Below are 22,388 nucleotides of genomic sequence, written 5' to 3'. Positions count from 1 at the left end.
CGCGGCCTGTTCCGGGGGCGGCTGAGAACTGCCGAACCGCCGGTGCAGTTGCCCTGGTCAGTCAACTGGTCGGCATTTGTCGCCGACTGCACCCGCTGCGGGGACTGTCTGGCGGCCTGTCCGGAGCAGATCCTGGTGAATGGCGAGGGCGGTTTTCCGGTGGTCGATTTCCAGCGTGGCGAATGCACCTTCTGCACCGAGTGCGCCACGGTCTGCAAGGCGCCTGTGTTTCGCCCGACCAGCGAGTCCCCCTGGCACTACAAGGCCCATATCGAGGCCAACTGTCTGGCCAATGGTCAGGTGTTCTGCCAGCGCTGTCAGGACAGCTGTGAGCCCAATGCCATTCGTTTTATTCCAGTGCTGGGGCGTGTGCCCACCCCGACGGTCGAGCCGGATCGCTGTAATGGCTGCGGCGCCTGTGTGCAGGATTGTCCGGTTGGCAGCATCAAAGTCGACGGGCGAGCCGCCCCATCCGGTGGTGCGAGCCAGCCCACCCTCAAGCAGGAGTCAGAATGAGTCAGAAGCCGTGTGACACAGAAGCCACAATGGATCAGGAGTTCCATGTATCGAGTCTGGTGGTGCTGACCCAGCCCCCTTTGCGCCATCAGCTCGCCGAGCAGATTGGCGCCCTTGAAGGGGCCGAGATCCACGCCATCAGTGACGAGGGCAAGCTGGTCGTGACCCTGGAAGGTCCGAGCCAGCGGCAGATCATGGCGGCCATTGATGCGATACAGGCGATGCCGGGTGTGCTCTCTGCCGCCCTGATTTACCACCAGTTCGATGAACTGGGCGGTCACTGAAAAGAGTGATGGGATGCCGGGCGTGCCCTCAGCCGCTGATGGCTGGCTCCCGTTCGACAGATTCGACAACTATTACGCGATAAGCAATGTGAGGATATGCCATGAAGCTGAGTCGACGCGACTTTATGAAGGCCAACGCGGTGGCAGCTGCCGCTGCCGTGGCCGGTGTCAGTGCCCCCACGCTGGCAGCCAATCTCATCACCAGTACCGACAAGACTGCCATCCATTGGGATAAGGCTCCCTGCCGCTTCTGCGGTACCGGCTGCTCCGTGCTGGTGGGCTCTCAGGATGGTCGGGTCGTGGCGACTCAGGGCGACCCCGATGCGCCGGTCAACCGTGGCCTCAACTGCATCAAGGGCTACTTCCTCTCCAAGATCATGTACGGACAGGATCGCCTCACCCAGCCGATGCTGCGGATGAAGAACGGCCAGTTCGACAAGGATGGCGACTTCGCCCCCATCAGCTGGGATCAGGCGTTCGACATCATGGCCGAGAAGTTCAAGGCGACCCTGAAAGAGAAGGGGCCGACCGCCGTCGGCATGTTCGGCTCCGGCCAGTGGACCGTCTGGGAAGGCTATGCTGCCGCCAAGCTGATGAAGGCCGGTTTCCGCTCCAACAACATTGACCCCAATGCCCGCCATTGCATGGCCTCTGCGGTCGTTGGCTTCATGCGTACTTTCGGTATGGATGAGCCGATGGGCTGTTACGACGATATCGAGCAGGCCGATGCGTTCGTGCTGTGGGGCTCCAACATGGCCGAGATGCACCCCATCCTCTGGTCGCGGATGTCCGATCGCCGTCTCTCCAACCCGGATGTGCAGGTGCACGTGCTCTCGACCTTCGAGCACCGCAGCTTCGAGCTGGCGGACAATGGCATGGTGTTCACCCCGCAGACCGATCTGGCGATCCTCAACTATGTCGCCAACTACATCATCCAGAACGACAAGGTGAACTGGGACTTCGTCAACAAGCACACCGTGTTCAAGAAGGGGGCCACCGACATCGGTTACGGCCTGCGCCCGACCGATCCGCTGCAGCAGAAAGCGAAGAACCCGGACAGTGGCGATGCCACTCCGATGACCTTCGAGGAGTTTGCCAAGTTCGTGGCGGATTACGATGTGGAGTCGGTCTCCAAGCTCTCCGGCGTCTCCAAAGAGAAGCTGGAAAAGCTGGCCAAGCTCTATGCCGACCCGAGCAAGAAGGTGGTCTCTTACTGGACCATGGGCTTCAACCAGCATACCCGTGGCGTCTGGGCCAACAACCTCTGCTACAACATCCACCTGCTGACCGGCAAGATCTCCGAGCCGGGTAATGGTCCTTTCTCACTGACCGGTCAGCCCTCTGCCTGTGGCACCGCGCGTGAAGTGGGTACCTTTGCCCACCGTCTGCCTGCCGACATGGTGGTGACCGAGCCCAAGCACCGCGCCATTGCCGAGAAGATCTGGAAACTGCCGGAGGGGACCATTCCCGACAAGGTGGGTTTCCACGCCGTGCTGCAGGATCGCATGCTCAAAGATGGCAAGCTCAACGCCTACTGGGTGATGTGTAACAACAACATGCAGGCCGGCCCCAACATGAATACCGATCGCCTGCCTGGCTATCGCGATCCGCGCAACTTCATCGTGGTCTCCGACCCGTACCCGACCGTCACTGCCCAGGCTGCGGACCTCATCCTGCCCACCGCCATGTGGGTGGAGAAAGAGGGGGCCTACGGCAACGCCGAGCGCCGCACCCAGTTCTGGCACCAGCAGGTGAAAGCGCCGGAAGGGGCCAAGTCCGACTTGTGGCAGCTGATGGAGTTCTCCAAGCGCTTCAAGGTTGAGGAAGTGTGGCCGGCTGAGCTGATTGCCAAGATGCCGGAAGTAAAGGGCAAAACCCTGTTCGACGTGCTCTATGCCAACGGTCAAGTCAACCAGTTCCCGAAAGAGCAGAGCAAGGGGATGCTGAACGACGAAGCCGAACACTTCGGGTTCTACGTCCAGAAAGGGTTGTTTGAGGAGTACGCCACCTTCGGTCGTGGCCACGGTCACGATCTGGCGCCGTTCGATCAGTACCACGAAGCCCGTGGTCTGCGCTGGCCGGTAGTAGATGGCAAAGAGACCCTGTGGCGCTACCGTGAAGGGTTCGACCCTTATGTGAAAGCGGGTGAGGGGGTGCGTTTTTATGGCAAGCCAGATGGCAAGGCGGTCATCTTCGCCCTGCCGTTCGAGCCCGCCGCCGAGTCGCCGGATCAGGAGTACGATCTGTGGCTCTCCACCGGTCGCGTGCTGGAGCACTGGCACACCGGCACCATGACCCGTCGGGTACCCGAGCTCTATCGCGCCTTCCCGGATGCGGTACTCTTCATGCACCCGGATGATGCCAAGGCCCGCGGCGTGCGTCGTGGTGAAGAGGTGATCGTCTCCTCCCGCCGTGGCGAGGTGAAGACCCGGGTCGAGACCCGTGGTCGCAACCGTCCGCCGAAAGGACTGGTCTTCATGCCCTTCTTTGATGCGAGCCAGCTGGTCAACAAGCTGACCCTGGACGCCACCGATCCGCTCTCGAAAGAGACCGATTACAAGAAGTGCGCCGTCAAGGTGATGAAGGCTTAAGGCGGGGGAGTGCGAGATGAGTCGTAGTCGTCGCCAGTTTCTGGCCGACATGGCCAAGGGGGCCTGCGGTGTGGGCCTGCTTGGCGTGGGGCTCGGTGGCGTGGCCCGCCAGCAGGCACAAGCTGTGCCTGCTCAGGCGCTGCGTCCGCCCGCCGCTCTCGATGAAACAGAGTTCCTCAGCGCCTGCGTGCGCTGCGGACTCTGCGTCGAGGCGTGCCCCTACGACACGCTCAAGTTGGCCCGGCTGTTTGACCCGGTGACCACTGGTACCCCCTATTTCAAGGCGCGTGCCGTGCCCTGCGAGATGTGTGATGACATCCCTTGCGTGGTGGCCTGTCCGAGCCGTGCGCTGGATCAGCAGATGACCGACATCGATCAGGCCCGGATGGGGGTGGCAGTGCTCATCGATCACGAGACCTGTCTCAACTATCTGGGGCTGCGCTGTGATGTCTGCTATCGGGTCTGCCCGCTGATTGACAAGGCGATCACTCTTGAGCTGCAGCATAACCAGCGTACCGGCAAACACGCCATGTTCCTGCCCACGGTACACAGCGATATCTGTACCGGCTGCGGCAAGTGTGAGCATGCCTGCGTGCTGGAGGAAGCTGCCATCAAGGTGGTGCCACGCCAGCTCGCCAAAGGTGAGCTGGGTCATCACTACCGGCTCGGCTGGGAAGAGAAGGCCAAGGCGGGGAACAAGTCGCTCATCGGCGACAGGCTCACCCTGCCCACCCGCAAACCGGAGGGGTTATGAGTCGTTATCCGGGGGAAGAGGCGAGCATCAAGCTGGGGTGGTGGCGTTCCCATCGCTTCCTGCTGCTGCGTCGGCTGAGTCAGTTCAGCGTGCTCGGGCTGTTTTTGCTGGGGCCGCTGGCCGGCATCTGGATCCTCAAGGGCAACCTCTCCAGCTCGCTGTTGCTGGAGACGGTGCCGCTGACCGATCCCCTCACGCTGTTGCAGTCGCTGGCGGCGGGTCACTGGCCCATCACCACTCTCTGGCTGGGGGCTGCCATTGTGCTGGCCGGTTACTGGCTGGTCGGGGGGAGGGTGTTCTGCTCCTGGGTCTGTCCGGTCAACCTCATCACGGATGCCGCAGCTTGGCTCAGGGGGCGACTTGGCCTCAAGGGCAATGGCCAGTTCAGCCGTGCGACCCGCTACTGGCTGCTGGCCATGGTGCTGGTGGTGCCAGCGGTGGTCGGGGTGATGGCGTGGGAGTTGGTCAATCCGGTGTCGCTCGCCATGCGCGGTCTGCTGTTTGGCATGGGGGCGGGCTGGGCCCTGCTTGCAGCGCTGTTCCTGTTCGATCTCTTCGTGGTTGAGCGGGGTTGGTGCGGTCATCTCTGTCCGGTGGGGGCCTTCTATGCCCTGGTCAACCGGGTCGGATTTATCAAGATTTCTGCCAAGGGGCGCGAGCGGTGCAACAACTGCATGGATTGTTATGCGGTCTGCCCGGAGCGTCCCATCCTGCGCGGGCCTGTTCACGGTGCCAAGCGCGGTCACGGGCCCTTGATTGCGGCTCAGGAGTGTACCAACTGTGGCCGCTGCATCGATGTCTGCGCGGAACAAGTTTTTGAAATCACTGTAGGTTTTGCCGTCAAGGCAGAAAAAACGTCGGAGAACAAATAATGAAAAAGCTGATTGGAGCAATGCTGGCCTGCCTGATGGCGGGATCCTTGATGGCAGCGGCCCCCGAGATCACCAACAGTACCGGTGGCCTCAAGTCCGAGCGTGGCGCCACCGATCTGGTGACCGATGCCACCGCCGCACCCCTGAAAAACTTCCGCAAGGATGGCGCGCCCTACGATCGCCAGTACATGCATCAGCCGCCGCTGATCCCCCACGACATTCGCAACTATGAGGTGGATACCAAGGTCAACAAGTGCCTGGCTTGCCACAGCTTCAAGAATGCCAGTGCCATGAAGGCTCCCAAGATCAGTCCGACTCACTTCGAGACCCGCGACGGCCTGACCCTGGGTGAAGTGTCGCCGCGTCGCTACTTCTGCCTGCAGTGCCATGTGCCGCAAGCGGATGCCAAGCCGCTGGTGGAAAATACCTTTAAACCGGTTGAAGCGCTGAACTGAGGAATCCATAGATGAAATTACCCGGCTTTATCCAGCGTCTGTGGACCACCTTCAAGTCACCATCGAAGGCGGCTCTCTGGGTCATCCTGCTGATGGGCTTCTTCGGTGGCGTGATTTTCTGGGGTGGTTTCAACACCGCCATGGAAGCATCCAACACCGAGGCCTTCTGTACCAGCTGTCACGAGATGAAGGACAACGTGTTCGAGGAGTACCGCGATACCATCCACTACGCCAACCGCTCCGGTGTGCGGGCCAGCTGCCCAGATTGTCACGTACCCCATGAGTGGACCTACAAGATCATCCGCAAGGTGCAGGCATCCAAGGAGCTGTGGGGCATGATCACCGGCAAGGTGGATACCCGCGAGAAGTTCGAGTCGCACCGGCGCGAGATGGCGGAGCGGGAGTGGCAACGAATGAAAGAGACCGATTCGCGCGAGTGCCGCAACTGCCACAACTTCGAGTACATGGACTTCTCCCTGCAGGGGCAGCGTGCCGCCAAGATGCACTCTACCAATCTGGCCAGTGGTGAAAGTACCTGCATCGACTGTCACAAGGGGATTGCGCACCAGCTGCCCGACATGACCGGGGTGAAAGGGTTCTGATCCTGCGACGACAGGCCGGGTTTGCCCGGCCTGCGTTTTGTTCATATATGGGACAAGCATCAGATTTGTGTGTCTTTTAAATCCCATATCTCGTGAAACCTTTGATAGAATCAGCCCGCCGTCACACGCTTGAGCAAGTTGGTCACCCCTGTCTGCGTCCGTTTTTGTGCTCTGACAGCTGGCCTCTCATACCCCTTCTCTTCCTGCCTCGTTGACGGCCCATAGCCACAAGGAGCTGCCCGATGGGACAGAAACACAACGCATTTATTCCCCTCAAGATCGCCGTGCTGACGGTTTCCGACAGCCGCACTGCCGCCGATGACAGCTCGGGCGACTATCTGGTCTCGGCCCTTACCGACTCGGGCCATCTGCTGGCCGATCGGGCGCTCTGCCCCGACAACCTGTTTCGCATTCGAGCCCAGGTGAGCGAGTGGATCGCCGATGAAGGGGTGCAGGTGGTGCTGGTCAACGGCGGTACCGGCTTCAACGAGCAGAACCGGGTGCCCGAGGCGGTCGGCGTGCTGTTCGAGCGCACCGTTCAGGGTTTTGGCGAACTGTTCCGCCAGCTCTCCTTTGCCGAAATCAAGGGCTCCGCCATGCAGAGTCGCGCGCTGGCGGGTTTGGCCAATCGAACCCTGATCTGCTGCCTGCCCGGCTCTACCGGCGCCTGCCAGCTGGGGTGGGAGAAGCTTATCCGCGATCAGCTTGATGCCCGCACCAAGCCGTGCAACTTTGTCTCCCATCTTTGAGGGCAAGTGATGAACCAGAACCATTCCAACCTGACTCATCTCAACCAGAGCGGCGAAGCCCACATGGTGGATGTGACCGACAAGCTGGTGACCGAGCGTGAGGCTCGCGCCGAGGCGTTTGTCGCCATGGCGCCGGAAACGCTGGCCCTGATCCTGAGCGGTCAGCACCACAAGGGTGACGTGTTCGCCACCGCCCGCATCGCCGGCATCATGGCGGCCAAGAAGACCGCGGATCTCATTCCCCTCTGTCATCCGCTGGCATTGACCCGAGTCGAGGTGGAGATAGTGCCGCTGGCCGAGCAGAACCGGGTGCATATTCGCACCCTCTGCAAGCTCTCTGGCAAGACCGGGGTGGAGATGGAGGCCTTGACCGCTGCGTCGGTAGCGGCGTTGACCATCTACGACATGTGCAAGGCGGTGCAAAAAGACATGGTGATCGAACAGGTACGTCTGGTAGAGAAAAAAGGCGGCAAGTCCGGCCATTTTCAGTTGGGGTCAAATAGTGGGGAGCAAGCATGATCAAGGTACTCTTTTTTGCGCAAGTAAGAGAGCTGGTGGCATGCGACGAGCTGAGCCTGCCTTGCGAATACGCCACTGCCGAGCAGCTGCGTGCAGCCCTGTGTGAGCGCGGCGACAAGTGGGCGCTGGCGCTGGAAGCAGGCAAGCTCTTGGTTGCGGTCAACCAGACCCTGGTGCCTCTCGACACGCCCATCACCGATGGCGATGAGGTCGCCTTCTTCCCTCCGGTTACCGGAGGTTGATGATGAGTGAAATAATGACCGTGGATCGCACCACTGAGCTGTGTGGTGGCGATGAGGTGGCCTTCTTCCCTGCCCCTCCAGTAACGACCGGAGGTTAAGGATGAGCAACGCAACCATGACGGATCGCATTCTGGTACAGCGGGAGGATTTCTCGCTGGCTGACGAATATGCCCGCCTTGCCACCCGGCAGGACACCGGCGCCGTGGTCAGCTTTGTCGGCAAGGTGCGCGACTTCAATCAGGGGGAGCACGTGAAGGGGCTGGCCCTCGAGCACTACCCCGGCATGACCGAGAAGGCTCTGGCCGCCATCGTGCAGGAGGCGCGCGAGCGCTGGCCACTGCAGGAGTGCACCCTGATTCACCGCATTGGCGAGCTGCTGCTCGGCGATCAGATCGTGCTGGTGGTGGTGAGCAGTGCCCACCGCGACGCAGCCTTTGATGCCTGTCACTTCATCATGGATTTCTTGAAAACCCGGGCGCCGTTCTGGAAAAAAGAGCTGACCGCCGAGGGTGTGCAACGCTGGGTCGAGGCCAAGGAGAGCGACAACGCCGCCGCTGCCCGCTGGCAAGCCTGACCTGTTCATCACGAGGGGCGCAGGTTCAACGGGAACCACGGCCCCGCCAAGGGGCGCGGATGTGCGGGCCCCATCAGGAGAAAGGGAATGAAACCGCTGTTATCTGTTGTCATCGCCGGCGTCTGCGCCGCCACCTTGCATACCGGTGCCGTGCAGGCTGATGAAGTGAAGGTGGCTGTGGCTGCCAACTTCAAGGGAACCATCGAGCGTATTGGCAAGGAGTTTACCGCCAAGACCGGCCACACCCTGGCCATCTCGTCTGCCGCCACCGGAGTGCTCTACACCCAGATCAGTCACGGCGCGCCGTTCGATCTCTTCCTCTCCGCCGATGCGGCGACCCCCGAGAAGCTGGAAAAAGAGGGCAAGGGGAGCGATCGCTTCACCTACGCCATCGGCCAGCTGGGGCTGTGGAAGAAAGGGGGGCCGGCCCCTGACGAGGCGACCCTGCGCAGATGGAAAGGCAACCTCGCCATCGCCAATGCCCGTACCGCCCCCTATGGTGCAGCCGCCATGGCGACCCTCACCCATCTCAAGATCGATACCAAGCAGTACCGGTTGCTGACCGGCGCCAACATCGGCCAGACCTGGCAATTTGTCGACACTGGCAATGCCGAGCTGGGCTTTGTCGCCTGGGCCAATCTGGTGGAAGCGGGCAAGACTGGTGAAGCCTGGGCAGTGCCTGCGAGCTTCTATCCCCCCATCGAGCAGCAGGGGCTGGTATTGAAGAAAGGCGCCGCGGTCGAGGCGCTGGTCGCCTGGCTCAAGGGGCCAGGTCAGGCGCAGATCAAGGCTGCGGGCTATGTCTTGCCCCAATAAGGGGATGGGGTTGACGCAATACCCTGAGTGGTCGGCCTTCGGGTCGGCCACTCTTTGCAATGAGGATGGAGACCATGCCGTTGGAGGCATTTATCAACCGGGAGGTCGGCAATGAGTGAAGGGGATCTGCTGGCGGTCTGGCTCACCCTGAAGCTTGCGGCCAGTACAACAGCGATTTTGCTGTTGCTGGCTCCGCCGCTGGCCTGGTGGCTGTCGCGCAGTCAGAATCGGCTGCGGCCGCTGGTGGAGGCGCTGGTGGCGCTGCCGCTGGTGCTGCCCCCCACAGTGCTGGGTTTTTATCTGCTGCTCGCCTTCTCCCCCGAATATGGCTTCGGCGCCTGGTGGCGCGACACCTTTGGTGCCCCTCTTGCCTTCAGCTTTCTCGGCCTGCTGTTCGCCTCCATCCTCTATTCGCTGCCGTTCGTGGTGCAGCCGCTCACCTCCGCCTTTGTCAACATGGGTAACAAGGAGCTGGAGGCCGCTGCGACCCTGGGGCTCGGCTCGCTGGAGCGCTTCTTCCACATCATTTTGCCGATGACCCTGCCCAGCTTCGTGATGGCGGCGGCGCTGGGCTTTGCCCACACCCTGGGGGAGTTTGGCGTGGTGCTGATGATTGGCGGCAATATTCCGGGCGAGACCCAGGTGCTTTCGATAGCCCTGTTTGATCACGTGGAGGCGATGGATTACCAGAACGCCCATATTCTGGCGGGCGGCCTGATGGCCTTCTCGCTGGTGATGCTGGTGCTGGTCTACGGTGTGTTGCAGCGCCGACAGCGGAGAGTGTTTGGATGAACCAGCCCGCTACTATGCCGCCAGTGAACGAGCCGCACCGCCATTCCTTGAACCTCCATGTCCGGCGCGAGTTTGGCTCCTTTACCCTCGATTGCGCACTGACTCTCGAACTGGGGGGGATCCTTGGCCTGTTCGGCCCCTCCGGCTGCGGCAAAAGTACACTGCTTCGCATCATCGCCGGGCTCGATCGCCAAAACGGGGATCGCTTGCGGTGGTGCGATCGGGAGTATGCTCAACTGCTGCCCGAAGCGCGCCGGATCGGGCTGGTGTTTCAGGACTCGCGGCTCTTCCCCCATCTGACGGTGCTCGGCAATCTGCAACTGGCGACCCGCAAGGGGCGAGGACGCTGGCAGCCCGAGGCGCTGGCGACTCGGCTCGGTTTTGCCGAACTGCTGGCCCAGCCAGCCCACGGCCTCTCCGGTGGCCAGCGCCAGCGGGTGGCGCTGGCCCGGGCGCTGTTGGCCGAGCCCGATCTGCTGCTGCTCGATGAGCCTTTTTCGGCGCTCGATCGGCGCAGCCGCATCCATCAGGCCCATGTGCTCAAGGGGTTGCAGCAGGAGAGCGGCATCCCGATGATCTTCGTTAGCCACGCCATGGAGGAGGTGAGCCTGCTCTGCGATAAGCTGGTGCTGCTGGAAGGTGGCAGGGTGGAGGCGCAAGGCAGGCCGAGCGAAATCTTCGCCCGTACTGACCTGTCACTCGCCAGCCGTGACGATGCCGGGGTGATGCTGGCGGCGACCCTCTCTCACTACGATGAAGAGGAGCAGATGGCGACCCTGCAGCTCGGTGAGCAGCAACTGCGGGTCACCATGACCCAGGTGCCGGATGAGAGCGGTCCCTTGCAGATCAAGGTGGCGGGGCGCGATGTGGTGATCGCCACGGCCCCCATCGAGCACTCCAGCCTCTCCAACTGTCTCGTCACCCGTCTGCTGGCGGTGCGCGAGGTGCGCCCCGGCCAGACCCTGTTGCAGTTGGCGCTGGGTGAGCAGATACTGCTGGCTCGGATCACCAGCCGCTCCGCCAAGCGGCTGGCGCTGGCGCCGGAGCAGCAGATCTACGCTTATATCAAGGCGGTGAGTCTGGTCAGCGAAGGCTGATTGGGCGCCGTGCTGATAACGTGGCAGGATGGCCACGGGCAACATAACAACAAGAGATGGTTCAGGTGATGAGTCGAGAGGCAATACACTGATGCGCCGCAATCAGGTGATGAAATTCAACGGTCTTGCCCTGCGCAGTGCGGGGGAGGGCCCCTTGCTGTTGCTGCTGCATGGGCTGGGCTCCTCCAGCCTCGACTGGCAGGCGCAGATCGAACGGTTTTCCGAGCACTACCGGGTGGTGGCGCTGGACTTGCGCGGCCACGGCCAGAGCATGCAGGAGGGGCCGTTCGATGTGGCGACCCTGGCAGCCGATGTGGTGAACTGGCTCGATGCACAGCCAGAACCCGCCTGGGTCGTGGGATTGTCGCTGGGGGCCATGGTCGCGCTGGAGCTGGCGCTGCAACTGCCCCACAAGGTGCAGGGGCTGGTGCTGGTCAACGGTTTTAGCGAGTTTCTGCTGGAGACCCCCAAAGAGCAGGAGCGTTACGCCCAGCGCCTCAAGTGGCTGCGCTGGTTTGGCATGCGCCCGCTCGCCTGGTGGCTGGGACGCGAGCTCTTCCCGGGCCCGGATCTGGCACAGGTGCGCCACACCTTCCGACTGCGTTTCGTGCGCAATAAAAAGAAAACCTACAAGGCGCTGCTGGAGGCACTACCCGGCTGGTCGGTACGCGCCCGGCTCGGCGCCATCTGGCAGCCGGTGGCCATCATCTCCACCAGTCACGACTACCTGCCGCTGGCCAAACGGGTAGAGCAGTTTGCCGCCCTGCCCAACGCTACCATCCACACCCCCAACGGCCACCACGCCTGGCCCGCGGAAGATCCTTCAGGATTTAATCATTTGCTTCACCGGATTTTAGAAACCCATTAAACTTGTCGCCCTTTTACCCCGTGTATGTATTGGTTCGATCGCCTTGCCAAAGGCATAAGGCAAGGCAATCGGACCCATTTCTGATCTATTAACAGGTGTTTCCTCATGTCTGAAGTAATGAAAATGGCCATCGATGATGGCTCGACCAACGTCAAGGTGAGCTGGATTGAGAACAAGGTGCTCAAGACCATCATCTCTCCCAACTCCTTTCGCAAGGACTGGAAGAGCGCCGCATTGCGTAAAGACAAGAAGATCTACAACTACGAGATAGGCAACACCAAGTACACCTACGACGCGACTTCCGACAAGTCTCTGGCCACCACCCACGTGGAGTACCAGTATGACGATCTCAACCTGCTCTCCGTACATCATGCCCTGTTGCAGACCGGTGTGACGCCGTGCGATGTCGCCATCACCGTAACCCTGCCCATCACCGAGTTTTACAACCCGGACGATTGCCAGCGTAACGAAGAGAAGATCGAGAAGAAACGCCGCAACCTGATGCGGGCCATCTCCCTCAACAAGGGTGAACTGTTCAACATCGTCAGCGTCGAAGTGATGCCGGAGAGCCTGCCTGCGGCGCTCTCCCGTCTGATCGGTTCGGGCTGCAACGAGTTCACCAAGACGCTGGTGATCGATTGTGGCGGCACCACCCTGGACATGGGGATCATCGTCGGCGAGTTTGACGATGTCTCCGATGTCTACGGTAACAACGAGATCGGTGTCTCCATGGTGACCGACGCTACCCGCAAGGCGCTGGCCGCAGCAGACAGCGACTCCAGCTATCTGGTGGCCAACGAGTTTATCAAGCGTCGTCACGACATGAGCTTTGTACGCGATGTGGTCAACGATGAGAGCCAGATCCCCAAGATCCTCGAGAAGATGCAAAACAAGATCGACGAGCTGGGCACTCAGGTTGCGCATGAAGCGAAGAAGTTCGCCAAGAACCCGAACCGTGTCTATCTGGTCGGTGGCGGTGCATCTCTGATTTATGACGCGATCAAGGCGGCCTATCCCACCCTGGGTGACCGTGTCGAGCTACTGGACGATGCCCAGTCCGCGCTGGCTCGTGAAATCTGCCTCTACACCACGGAAGAGGATGAAGTCTATCGCGAAGCGCCTGTGATGGCCGAGGTTGACGATGAGTAGTCAACTCAAGCGCATGACCTTCTCCATCTACATGGATCCGGGTGCGCTGGAGTCTGATCGCTATGCGGTCGGGGTATTGCAGAACTGGTATCAACGGGCGCGCAAGATCCAGGAGGGCAGCGAGGAGTTTGACTTCTCCAAGAGCCGTTTCCACAAGGATATCTACCTCTCCGGCATGTTCATGTATGTGTTGGCGCCCAACCTCTGCAAGGCGATCGCCAATGCGCTGGGGCCGGAGCAGGTGAGCATGACGACCCTGCGTCATGCCTTTGCCAGCTGTGGTTTCAATCTGGGGGAGGTCGCTGGTGAGGCACAGCCTGCCGCAGATGTGATGATCGACGAGATAGTGGCCAGACTGGCCCCACAGCTGGGACAGAGTGATACCACTTCACTGGTGGACGAGATTGTCAGCCGGCTTGGCGAGCAACAACCCGCCGAGATGTGGGATGAACTCAGACAGGGGCTGCCTGCTGCGTTGGATCATGACCAGTTGGCCGAAGCCATCGCTGGCAAGCTGCCATTAGCAGGGGCCGAGCAGGATCTGGCTCCCCTTGCCAGCAGTATCCAGCTGCTCTCTCGCCAACTGGAAGAGCAATCTCGGCTGATCCGCGAGCAGCACAGATTGATCCAGCGACTGGCCAGTGCCCCCGCTCGACAGAGTGTTGTCGGCACAGAAGCAGAACCTTTGATCGAGGATCTCTCCAGTCAGGTCGCGAATATGAAAAAGGTCAAAGCCAAGGGGATCTTCTGATCCCTGATGCCATTGCTACATCGTGATCAAAAAAGCCGAACCACAGGGTTCGGCTTTTTTGATCCCGTTTGCTTTATGGATGGGAGCAGACCGGGCAGTCGGGGCGCTTGGGTAGCTTCATCTCGCGGAAGGTGCCGCTCAGGCCGTCGATCATCAGCAGGCGGCCGCTGTAGCTTTTGCCCATACCTGCCAAGAGCTTGATAGCTTCCAGCGCTTGCAGGCTGCCCACCAATCCCACCACGGGGGCGAGCACGCCCGCCTCGACGCAGGTGAGTGCCTGCTCGCCAAACAGGGCGCTGAGGCAGGCGTAGCAGGGTTCACCTTCCTGCCAGGTGAAGCTGCAGAGCTGCCCCTCCAGCCGGATGGCGGCACCACTGACTAACGGAACCCTGTGTTGGCGTGCCTTGTGATTCAGCAGGTTGCGAATGGCCAGGTTGTCAGTGCAATCCAATACCAGCTGATGCCGGGGCAGCAAGGCATCGAGCAGCGCCTCATCGGCCACGGCAGCGTGGGTCTCGACGTTGAGCCAGGGATTGAGGGCACGAAGCGATTGCGCTGCGGAGTCTACTTTGTAGTGGCCAATGCGCTCATCGTTGTGCAGCACCTGACGCTGCAGGTTGGAGAGCTCCACCTTGTCGAAATCGACCAGGGTGAGCTGGCCAACCCCGGCAACTGCCAGATACTGGCTGGCGGCGCAGCCAAGGCCACCGGCACCGATCACCAGCACACGGGCCTGTTTAAGCGCCTCCTGCCCCTCGAAATCGAAGGACTTGAGGATGATCTGGCGGTTGTAGCGCAGCAGTTCGGCGTCGCTCAGGATCTCGCTCACAGCAGCAATACCCCGAATGGCTCCACGGTCACCGTCTCGCCCGCGGCGACGAGGCCCCGTTCCCGTTCAAGAACGATGTAGCAGTTGGCTTGCGACAGGGAGCTGAACACGGCGGAGTCCTGAGAGCCGGTGCTGCGCACCTCGAGGCCGTTTGGCCCTTGGCTCATGATGCCGCGCTGGAAGTCGAGTCGGCCCGGGCTCTTTTTGAGTGGCTCGGCCGCAATGGCCTGTAGCTGAAGCGGGCGCTCGAACTGCTGGCCCGCCAGCTTGGCCAGCGCCGGTTGCACCAGCTGATCGAAGGTAACCATGGCGGAGACGGGGTTGCCCGGCAGGCCGAAGAACCAGGCGCGGGGCAGACGACCAAAGGCAAACGGCTTGCCCGGCTTTATGGCCAGCTTCCAGAAGCCAATCTCGCCGAGCTCGTCCAGCAGTTGTTTGGTGAAGTCCGCTTCCCCTACCGAAACGCCGCCGGTGGTGATGAGCACATCGGCCTCTTCGTCGGCGCGGATAAAGGCGGCGCGCAGCTGGGCGGGATCGTCGGGGATGATGCCAAGGTCGAGGCAGTCGCAGCCCATGCGCGCCAGCATGGCCCGCACGCCGTAGCGGTTGGAGTCATAGATATCGCCGTGGGCCAGCGGGGTGCCGACCGGCTTGAGCTCGTCACCGGTGCTGAAGATGGCCACTTTCAGCGGGCGGCGTACCGGCACGGTAGCCACGCCGAGGGAGGCCAGCAGTGGCATTTCGCGCGGGGTTAGGCGAGTACCGGCTGGCAGCACGCAGGCGCCCTTGCCGATATCGCTGCCGGCGCGGCGGATATTCTGGCCCGGTTCGGGTTGTGCCAGAAAAGTGATCCGATCGCCGTCGGCCTGCGTTTCTTCCTGCATCACCACCGCATCTGTGCCTGCGGGAACCGGGGCGCCGGTCATGATCCGCACGCAGTGGCCGGCGGGCCACTCGCCCTGATAGGGCTGACCGGCAAAGGCTTTGCCCGCCATGATGAGCGGGGTGCCGCTAGCGAGATCTGCAAGGCGTACGGCATAACCGTCCATGGCAGAGTTGTCGAAGGGGGGCACGGCGAGGGGAGAGGCGATGTCGCTGGCAAGAACCCGGCCAAGGGCCTTTGGCAGGGGCAACTGCTCGCTGTCGCAGCAGCAGGCGAGTTTTTCCAGCATCCCTTGCAGGGCATCGCTTAAGGGGAGTAGTCCGCTGGTATCAAATCCCATCGTCATGACCTCTTTCTATGATTGAAGGCGGGATTATCACAAAAATCCCCGGGGATGGGCAGGTTATCTCAAGGGAATCTCGGAGTAATCGGCGCTAAAACGGGGGGTGATGGCCATAAAGTATGAGGTGACGCACAAGTTGACTTGAATCTTGGCGGCAATGGCCGTTTACTATGCCGCCATAACAGATGGCCGTCACATCCCGTGTGGCGACCATTACAGCGATACCGTCGGCCCTGTACGCCGCCATAACATAAGGGGTTGCTCCTTGAGCTGCCCTCACAGTCCCTGAGCGTGGGAGAGAAGATAATGACAACCTTAAGTCCGGAAGCCTTGCTGGTCAGGGCTGCCCTCGAAGCCCAGGGACTGGAAACCCCCCTGGTCACCAACGAGCTTAACAGCCAGCAGAAGCGGGAGAAGATCGAAGGCCATATGCGCTCCATCATGGAGACGCTGGGGCTGGATCTGGCCGATGACAGTCTGGCCGAGACGCCGCATCGCATCGCCAAGATGTACGTCAACGAGATCTTCTCCGGCCTCGATTATTCCACCTTCCCCAAGGTGACGGTGATCGAGAACAAGATGCAGGTGGACGAGATGATCATGGTGCGGGACATCAGCCTCACCAGCACCTGCGAACACCACTTCGTCACCATCGACGGCATGGCCCATGTGGCCTATATCCCTCGTGGCAAAGTAATTGGCCTGTCGAAGATCAACCGCATCGTGCAGTTCTTCGCCCGCCGTCCCCAGGTGCAGGAGCGGCTGACCCAGCAGATCCTGCTGGCGTTGCAGACCCTGCTTGGTACCAAGGATGTGGCCATCAGCATCAAGGCGACCCACTACTGCGTCAAGGCGCGAGGAGTGATGGATTCCACTTCCTACACCACCACCACCTCCCTCGGCGGGGTGTTCAAGACTCAGCCAGATACCCGGGCCGAATTTCTGGGCGGCCTGCGCGGATAAGATGGCGGTTGTTTTGTAACCGCCTTGCTGAATAAACGAGACGCCAGCAGCCATTGCTGGCGTTTTTCATGGGCGATGGCCAGAGATGATGGCCCTGCATCGACCACTTTCTCGATTTTCGTAAACGAATATTTCATGTTCGTGATCGAGCGCTCAAAGTGTGAAAATCCTGACTGGTAGCTCTTCGGAACCAACCTGTCCCCTCTTAAGATGCTTGCCATTACCAGCAGGGCATCATTTACAGGTTGGAGTAGCCGTGTTTCGTTCAATCAAACATCAGGTCATGTTTTTTGGTGGCTGTATTTTACTGGCTACCGTGTTGAGTGTGGTCGGGTATAGCTATCTGTCTCTTGCGACTATGCAAGGTGGTATTCAGGGCGAAATGCGCGAGACAACTCGTCAGGATGCCGGACGATGGCTAATGGCTCTGGCTGGTCAACAAGCCGGCGAGATCGCAGGCACCTTTGAACAAGCCCTTAATACAGCAGAGACACTTGCCGCCATGCTGGCTGGCAATGTTCATCAACCCAGGCCATTGGATCGGGCTACCGTGACTGCCTTGCTCAAGGATGTTGCTGAACGGAACAGCGACTTTCTCAGTATCTACAGTGGTTGGGAGCCTAATACCTTTGATGGTCAGGACAGTACCTATTTGACTGACGGGGTACATAGCCAGGCCACTGGCAACTTTGCCCCCTACTGGAGTCGTGGTCCAGCCGGGTTCACCATCAAACCGCTGGGCGACTACTACAGCAAGAGTTTGAGCAAGACCGGTATCCGGGCATCGGAATGGTATCTCTGTCCGATGGAGAGCCTGGCCGCCTGTGCTGTCGACCCTTCCGTTTATACCGTGAATGGCCAACCGACGCTGTTGACCTCTTTTGTTGTGCCCGTTCTGGATCAGGGCCGCTATCTGGGGATGGTCGGGGTCGACTATTCCCTCAATTACCTGCAACAGTTGGCCAAGCAGGTAAGTGGCCAAGTGTTCTCTGGCCAGAGCCGGGTCAGGATCATCAGTCCACACGGCATCATCGCCGCGGATTCGGCGCAACCTGATGTGATCGGGGGGCGGCTTGAAGAGTCTGGCTTGATGGATCTGCTCAACAAAGGAGAGGCCAGTAGTCAGCAAGTTTCGGGTCAGTTGCGCGTGCTGGTGCCAATCCATCTTAAAGGGGTCACTAAAGCCTGGGGGATCATCATTGAGGTGGCTGATACGGCGCTGTTTGCAGATGCTGATCAGGCTGAACAGGCGAGAGCCGCTGATTTCAGCGAGAGTTTGTGGATGCAACTGCTGGTTGGGATCGTGGTGGCATGCCTTGGTCTTGTCGGTTTGGCCTGGGCTGCCGGATCCATCTCGCGCCCGGTACAACAGACCGCCAGCATGGTCAGACGTCTTTCTGCCGCCGGAGGGGACTTGACCCAACGCCTCAATGTGATGCGTAAAGATGAGACTGGCGAGTTGGCTGAGGGGATCAACCGGTTTGTCAGCACTATTCATCATATTGTGAGTGATACGGCACAAAGTGGCCGCGACCTGCAGCTAGCTGCCCACCAATCTGCCGAGCTGGCTCAGCAAGGATTGTCCAATAGCCATCGGCAATTGGAAGAGATTGAACTGGTTGCAGCTGCCATCCACGAAATGGCCTCGACGGCGGATTCCGTCTCCAGCAGTGCACAGATTACCGCTGATGCTGTAGATGAGACCCGCAAAGCGGTGCATAGAGGTCAGCATGTGGTGAGTAATTCCGCTAGTGGTATCCGTGAGCTGAGTGTGCAAGTAGATGTGGTGGCACAGCGGATTGCCGAGTTGCAGCAACAGGGTCAACAGATCGGTTCGATTCTCGATGTGATCCGTACCATTTCGGAACAGACCAATTTGTTGGCTCTGAATGCAGCGATTGAGGCCGCTCGTGCCGGGGAGCATGGTCGGGGGTTTGCGGTGGTTGCGGATGAGGTCAGGGGGTTGGCGTCCAAAACCCAGGCTTCAACCAAAGAGATCCAAGGCATGATCGAGCGCCTTCGTCAGACCACGGCAGAAGCTGTGAGTACCATGGGAGAGGGGAAAAACTTGAGTGAGCTGGCATTGCAGGATGCAGAGCTTGCCGTGACCGAGCTTGCGACGATAGTTATGTCAGCAGACCGGATCCAGGATATGGCGACCCAGATAGCCAGTGCTGCAGAGGAGCAGTCCAAGGTCACCGATGATATCAGTCGAAATGTCAGCAACATTCATGAAGCGGCAACCGCATCGACCCGTTTGGCTAACCAGCAGGATGAACAAAGTCAGCAGATGCATAAGTTAGCCAGCGATGTGATGGATAAGATTGGGCGCTTCCGCTATTAAGCCTTCACCCCTAATAGTTGATCTTTCATCCAAATGACCCCTGTTTTGAGTGGGGTCATTTGGGTTGATTTAATTTTAATCACAAGACTCTTTCCGAACCGCAATAATCCGGCTATTCTACCGCCCCTCTCGGCTCTCGCTGCCGCTCATGGAATTCAGAGATATTCATCAAGGTTGGATGGTGCGCCACTGAACAGGTGGCCAGATAGTTCATGCCAGGAGGGCGTGAACCGGACGAGTGCTACGAATTTAACGACCACCAGGATATCCCATGAATACCAGTACCATGACCATAGGTAAAAAACTCACCGCCGGCTTTGCCGTGCTCGGTTTGATGGTCGCCTTTATCGGCGGTTTTGCCCTTGTCCAGTTTGGCAATATGAATGATGTTGCCATCCGGTTTACCGACAGCATCTTGCCTGCGGTCAATCGCACCAGCGCGATCGGGGATTCTCTCGGTGAATTGCGTCGTTATGAGCTGGGTTATTTCGTGGTGGCTGCCGAGCCGCTGAAAAGGGCTGAATATCGGAATATTGCCAGTCAACAGCTTAACTCGATCGCGCAGCAGCTGATTGCCCATGACAAGACGATCTGGCCTGAGGATGTGGCGGAGCGCCGTACCTTCGATACGGTGAAATCTGACTGGGATCGTTATGTCGCCCTGCACCAGCGAGTCAAACAGCTGCAAGACAGCGATCAGCTTGCCGAAGCCCAACGCATCTTCCTTGAGGAGGGGGTTCCCCTTTACACCGCGCTGAGCAAGTCAGTGGCCTCACTTATCCAGATTAACCATGGTTATGCGTCTGAATCCCGCAGCGACATTGTCGCCTCTTACCAATCAGCCAACCTGAGCGTCACCATCGCACTGGTGCTCGGTCTGCTTCTTGTGGTGGTGCTCTCCGTGGTTCTGACCCGCCAGATCCGCGATCCGCTGATCATGCTGGCCCGTCAGGCCCAGCGCATTGCCAATGGCGATCTGGGTCAGGGCGAACTGCAGCAGTGGATCCGTGACAGCCGCTTCAACCGCGATGAACTGGGTCAGCTGGGCTCCGCCATCAACCGGATGCAGGGCTCCCTCTCCGATCTGGTGAGCGAGATCGCCGGCTCCGTGAGCCAACTCAGCAGCGCGGTGGAGGAGGTGAGCGCCATCTCCAGCCAGTCTGCCAGCGGCATGGCCATCCAGCAGAACGAAGTCTCCCAGGTGGCGACCGCCATGAACGAGATGCAGTCCACCGTTAATGAAGTGGCCCGCAACACCACGGATGCCATGAGCGCCGCCAAGGATGCCTCCCGTACCTCTGCTGCCGGCAGCGAAGTGGTACGCAGTTCGATTGCCAGCATCGAAGAGGTGTCGGTCAAGATTGAGCAAGCAGGCACAGTAGTGCAGCAGCTGGAGGCCGACAGCGCCAACATCAGCGTGGTGCTGGATGTGATCCGCGATATCGCCGGTCAGACCAACCTGCTGGCTCTTAACGCCGCCATCGAAGCGGCCCGTGCCGGTGAGCAGGGTCGTGGTTTTGCGGTCGTTGCGGATGAAGTGCGTTCATTGGCCCAGCGTACCCAGGACTCCACCGCCGAGATCAGCAAGATGATCGAGCTCTTGCAGAGCCGCGCCGCCGAGGCGGGCAACGCCATGCAGCTGAGTCGTCACCAGATGCAGGAGAGTGTCGGTCTGGCACGGGATGCCGGTACCAGTATCGAGACCATCAATGGTGCCGTGGTGCGCATCACCGACATGAACACCCTGATCGCCACCGCCACCGAAGAGCAGAACGCGGTGACCGAAGAGCTCAACCGCAGCATCGTCAACATTCACAATGCCGCTGACGAGAATGCCCAGGGCGCTCATCAGATCGCCCAGGCTTGCGTCGAGCTGAGTAAGCTGGCCAACACCCTGCACCATATGACCCAGCGCTTCACCCTCTAAGGGTTGATGCATGGATAACAGAAGGCCCCGCAATTGGCGGGGCCTTGTTGTTTCTGGCGTTGTGGAAGGGCTCAGCTCAGGCCGACTATCTCGCCGTTCTCATCGATATCGATATGGCGATAGGCAGGCAGACTGCCCAGCCCCGGCATGGTCATGATGGGGCCCGCCAGCGCATAGATGAACCCGGCACCGGCGCAGAGCTTCACCTCGTCGATGGGCACCTCGAAATCGGTCGGCACCCCTTTGAGGGCGGGGTCGTGGCTGATGGAGAGCGGCGTCTTGGCCACGCAGATGGGCAAGTGATCCCAGCCTTCGGCGGAAAGTTGCGCCAGCTGCTGGCGGGCTTTGTCGGATAGCTGCACTCCGCGGCCGCCGTAGCCGCACTCCACCAGGGTCGCCAGTTTGGCGTCGAGGCTCGCCTCGTCGGGGTAGAGCAGTTTCACCTTACCGGGTTGCTCGCAGGCGGCGACCACGGTGCGGGCAAGCTCGCTGGCACCGGCACCACCCTGAGTGAAGGCGTTGGAGATGGCCGCGCCACAGGCACCGGCTTGCTGCGCTTCATGGGCCAGCAGCGCCAGTTCGGCCTCGCTGTCGGTGGGGAAGCGGTTGATTGCGACCACTACCGGCACCCCGTAGCGGCGGGCGTTCCGGATATGCCAGGCGAGGTTGGCGCAGCCCTGCTTGAGGGTCGGCAGATCTTCCCCCTGCAGGCTGGCTGGCAGCGGCTGGCCCGGGCGGATATCGAGCAGGCTGCTGTTGGCCTTGAGGCCGCGCACCGTGGCCACCAGCACCACGCAGGCGGGGGTAATACCGGATTGGCGGCTCTTGATGTTGAAGAATTTCTCCAGCCCCATGTCGGAGCCAAAACCTGCCTCGGTCACCACATAGTCGGTCAGGCCAAGGGCGATACGATCGGCGATCACCGAGGAGTTGCCGTGGGCGATGTTGGCAAAGGGGCCGGCGTGCACCAGCACCGGTGTCTGCTCGGTGGTCTGCATCAGGGTCGGTTGCAGCGCATCTTTGAGCAGCACCGTCATGGCGCCCGCCACTTCCAGCTGTTCGGCGGTAATGGGCTTGCCGTGGATATCGCGGGCCAGCTGGATGCGGCCGATGCGCTGGCGCAGGTCTTTCAGATCGCTCGCCAGCGCCAGAATGGCCATCAGCTCGGAGGCGGCGGTGATGACGAAACGATCGCTGCGTTCCACACCATCGGCAGCGCCCCCCTGTCCAATCGTGAGGTGGCGCAGGGCGCGGTCATTCATGTCGAGGGTGCGCGGCCAGAGAATGTTATCGGCATCGATATCGAGCCGCGGCAGGCCGGTTTTGGCGCTGAACTCTGCACCCAGTTTCTGTTCGTGGAACAGGCGGGCATCGAGGGCTGCAGCCGCCAGATTGTGGGCTGCAGTCAGGGCGTGAAAATCGCCGGTAAGGTGGAGGTTCATCTCCTCCATCGGCACCACCTGGGCGT

General features: G+C 60.4%; 23 protein-coding genes. 20 read left to right on the top strand and 3 right to left on the bottom strand.

Annotation, left to right across the window (positions count from 1 at the left end):
- The 17 genes from napF to AB5Y92_RS15895 all read left to right on the top strand — a co-directional run.
- Window positions 1–516, top strand: a 516-nt coding sequence (gene napF, locus AB5Y92_RS15975; RefSeq protein ID WP_368227125.1) for a ferredoxin-type protein NapF, incomplete at its 5' end; no start/stop codon positions are given.
- Window positions 517–545: 29 nt separating this feature from the next.
- Window positions 546–800: a chaperone NapD gene (locus tag AB5Y92_RS15970; protein ID WP_088869560.1), complete on the top strand. Its 255-nt coding sequence runs from the start codon at window positions 546–548 to the stop codon at window positions 798–800.
- 101 nt (window positions 801–901) lie between these two features.
- Window positions 902–3,391 carry a nitrate reductase catalytic subunit NapA gene (gene napA / locus AB5Y92_RS15965; RefSeq protein WP_368227124.1) on the top strand — a complete coding sequence of 830 codons (2,490 nt, stop codon included), beginning with the start codon at window positions 902–904 and terminating at the stop codon, window positions 3,389–3,391.
- Window positions 3,392–3,407: 16 nt separating this feature from the next.
- Window positions 3,408–4,145: a ferredoxin-type protein NapG gene (gene napG, locus AB5Y92_RS15960; RefSeq protein WP_368227123.1), complete on the top strand. Its 738-nt coding sequence runs from the start codon at window positions 3,408–3,410 to the stop codon at window positions 4,143–4,145.
- Window positions 4,142–5,017, top strand: a complete 876-nt coding sequence (napH, locus tag AB5Y92_RS15955) for a quinol dehydrogenase ferredoxin subunit NapH (protein WP_204481250.1) — start codon at window positions 4,142–4,144, stop codon at window positions 5,015–5,017. The genes napG and napH overlap by 4 nt, the downstream gene beginning before the upstream one ends.
- A complete protein-coding gene (locus AB5Y92_RS15950; RefSeq protein ID WP_005334452.1) occupies window positions 5,017–5,472 on the top strand; it encodes a nitrate reductase cytochrome c-type subunit in 456 nt (151 codons plus the stop codon). The genes napH and AB5Y92_RS15950 overlap by 1 nt, the downstream gene beginning before the upstream one ends.
- Before the next feature lie 11 nt (window positions 5,473–5,483).
- Window positions 5,484–6,074 (top strand): cytochrome c3 family protein, encoded by a 591-nt coding sequence (locus AB5Y92_RS15945; RefSeq protein ID WP_005353459.1) that lies wholly within the window; start codon window positions 5,484–5,486, stop codon window positions 6,072–6,074.
- Window positions 6,075–6,316: 242 nt separating this feature from the next.
- Window positions 6,317–6,823 (top strand): molybdenum cofactor biosynthesis protein B, encoded by a 507-nt coding sequence (gene moaB, locus AB5Y92_RS15940; protein ID WP_368227122.1) that lies wholly within the window; start codon window positions 6,317–6,319, stop codon window positions 6,821–6,823.
- A gap of 9 nt (window positions 6,824–6,832) precedes the next feature.
- Window positions 6,833–7,342 carry a cyclic pyranopterin monophosphate synthase MoaC gene (gene moaC / locus AB5Y92_RS15935; RefSeq protein WP_368227121.1) on the top strand — a complete coding sequence of 170 codons (510 nt, stop codon included), beginning with the start codon at window positions 6,833–6,835 and terminating at the stop codon, window positions 7,340–7,342.
- On the top strand, window positions 7,339–7,584 hold the full coding sequence (gene moaD / locus AB5Y92_RS15930; RefSeq protein WP_043851233.1) for a molybdopterin synthase sulfur carrier subunit: 246 nt from the start codon (window positions 7,339–7,341) through the stop codon (window positions 7,582–7,584). The genes moaC and moaD overlap by 4 nt, the downstream gene beginning before the upstream one ends.
- Before the next feature lie 100 nt (window positions 7,585–7,684).
- The gene (moaE, locus tag AB5Y92_RS15925) at window positions 7,685–8,158 is read left to right on the top strand and encodes a molybdopterin synthase catalytic subunit MoaE (RefSeq protein ID WP_368227120.1); all 474 of its coding nucleotides are present in this window, start codon (window positions 7,685–7,687) and stop codon (window positions 8,156–8,158) included.
- An 87-nt stretch (window positions 8,159–8,245) separates the two neighbouring features.
- A complete protein-coding gene (modA, locus tag AB5Y92_RS15920) occupies window positions 8,246–8,974 on the top strand; it encodes a molybdate ABC transporter substrate-binding protein (RefSeq protein WP_368227119.1) in 729 nt (242 codons plus the stop codon).
- Window positions 8,975–9,085: 111 nt separating this feature from the next.
- Window positions 9,086–9,766, top strand: a complete 681-nt coding sequence (modB, locus tag AB5Y92_RS15915; protein ID WP_368227118.1) for a molybdate ABC transporter permease subunit — start codon at window positions 9,086–9,088, stop codon at window positions 9,764–9,766.
- Window positions 9,767–9,780: 14 nt separating this feature from the next.
- Complete coding sequence (gene modC / locus AB5Y92_RS15910; protein ID WP_368227126.1) at window positions 9,781–10,863, top strand: molybdenum ABC transporter ATP-binding protein; 1,083 nt, start codon at window positions 9,781–9,783, stop codon at window positions 10,861–10,863.
- Window positions 10,864–10,954: 91 nt separating this feature from the next.
- Complete coding sequence (locus tag AB5Y92_RS15905; RefSeq protein ID WP_279491763.1) at window positions 10,955–11,731, top strand: alpha/beta fold hydrolase; 777 nt, start codon at window positions 10,955–10,957, stop codon at window positions 11,729–11,731.
- A 105-nt stretch (window positions 11,732–11,836) separates the two neighbouring features.
- The gene (gene parM / locus AB5Y92_RS15900; protein WP_005334423.1) at window positions 11,837–12,880 is read left to right on the top strand and encodes a plasmid segregation protein ParM domain-containing protein; all 1,044 of its coding nucleotides are present in this window, start codon (window positions 11,837–11,839) and stop codon (window positions 12,878–12,880) included.
- Window positions 12,873–13,631, top strand: a complete 759-nt coding sequence (locus AB5Y92_RS15895; RefSeq protein WP_228023539.1) for a hypothetical protein — start codon at window positions 12,873–12,875, stop codon at window positions 13,629–13,631. The genes parM and AB5Y92_RS15895 overlap by 8 nt, the downstream gene beginning before the upstream one ends.
- Before the next feature lie 73 nt (window positions 13,632–13,704).
- Here the strand turns inward: AB5Y92_RS15895 and moeB are convergent, their stop codons facing one another.
- Window positions 13,705–14,460, bottom strand: a complete 756-nt coding sequence (gene moeB, locus AB5Y92_RS15890) for a molybdopterin-synthase adenylyltransferase MoeB (RefSeq protein ID WP_368227117.1) — start codon at window positions 14,458–14,460, stop codon at window positions 13,705–13,707.
- Complete coding sequence (gene moeA, locus AB5Y92_RS15885) at window positions 14,457–15,683, bottom strand: molybdopterin molybdotransferase MoeA (RefSeq protein WP_368227116.1); 1,227 nt, start codon at window positions 15,681–15,683, stop codon at window positions 14,457–14,459. Before moeA ends, moeB begins: the two co-directional genes overlap by 4 nt.
- A 309-nt stretch (window positions 15,684–15,992) precedes the next feature.
- Here moeA and folE point away from each other — a divergent pair, with 309 nt between their 5' ends.
- The 3 genes from folE to AB5Y92_RS15870 all read left to right on the top strand — a co-directional run bounded on the left by folE (window position 15,993) and on the right by AB5Y92_RS15870 (window position 20,920).
- Entirely contained in the window at window positions 15,993–16,649 is a 657-nt protein-coding gene (folE, locus tag AB5Y92_RS15880; RefSeq protein ID WP_042054628.1) for a GTP cyclohydrolase I FolE, read from the top strand.
- Between the two features lie 256 nt (window positions 16,650–16,905).
- Window positions 16,906–18,993 carry a methyl-accepting chemotaxis protein gene (locus AB5Y92_RS15875; RefSeq protein ID WP_164537230.1) on the top strand — a complete coding sequence of 696 codons (2,088 nt, stop codon included), beginning with the start codon at window positions 16,906–16,908 and terminating at the stop codon, window positions 18,991–18,993.
- A 271-nt stretch (window positions 18,994–19,264) separates the two neighbouring features.
- Window positions 19,265–20,920: a methyl-accepting chemotaxis protein gene (locus AB5Y92_RS15870; protein ID WP_164537229.1), complete on the top strand. Its 1,656-nt coding sequence runs from the start codon at window positions 19,265–19,267 to the stop codon at window positions 20,918–20,920.
- A 71-nt stretch (window positions 20,921–20,991) separates the two neighbouring features.
- Here the strand turns inward: AB5Y92_RS15870 and AB5Y92_RS15865 are convergent.
- On the bottom strand, window positions 20,992–22,388 hold a 1,397-nt coding region (locus AB5Y92_RS15865), incomplete at its 5' end, for a formate--tetrahydrofolate ligase (RefSeq protein WP_368227115.1).

The organism is Aeromonas sp. R1-1 (assembly GCF_040908495.1).
GTDB classification, from domain to species: Bacteria; Pseudomonadota; Gammaproteobacteria; order Enterobacterales; family Aeromonadaceae; genus Aeromonas; species Aeromonas veronii.
This window is presented reverse-complemented; position numbering and strand designations above follow the sequence as displayed.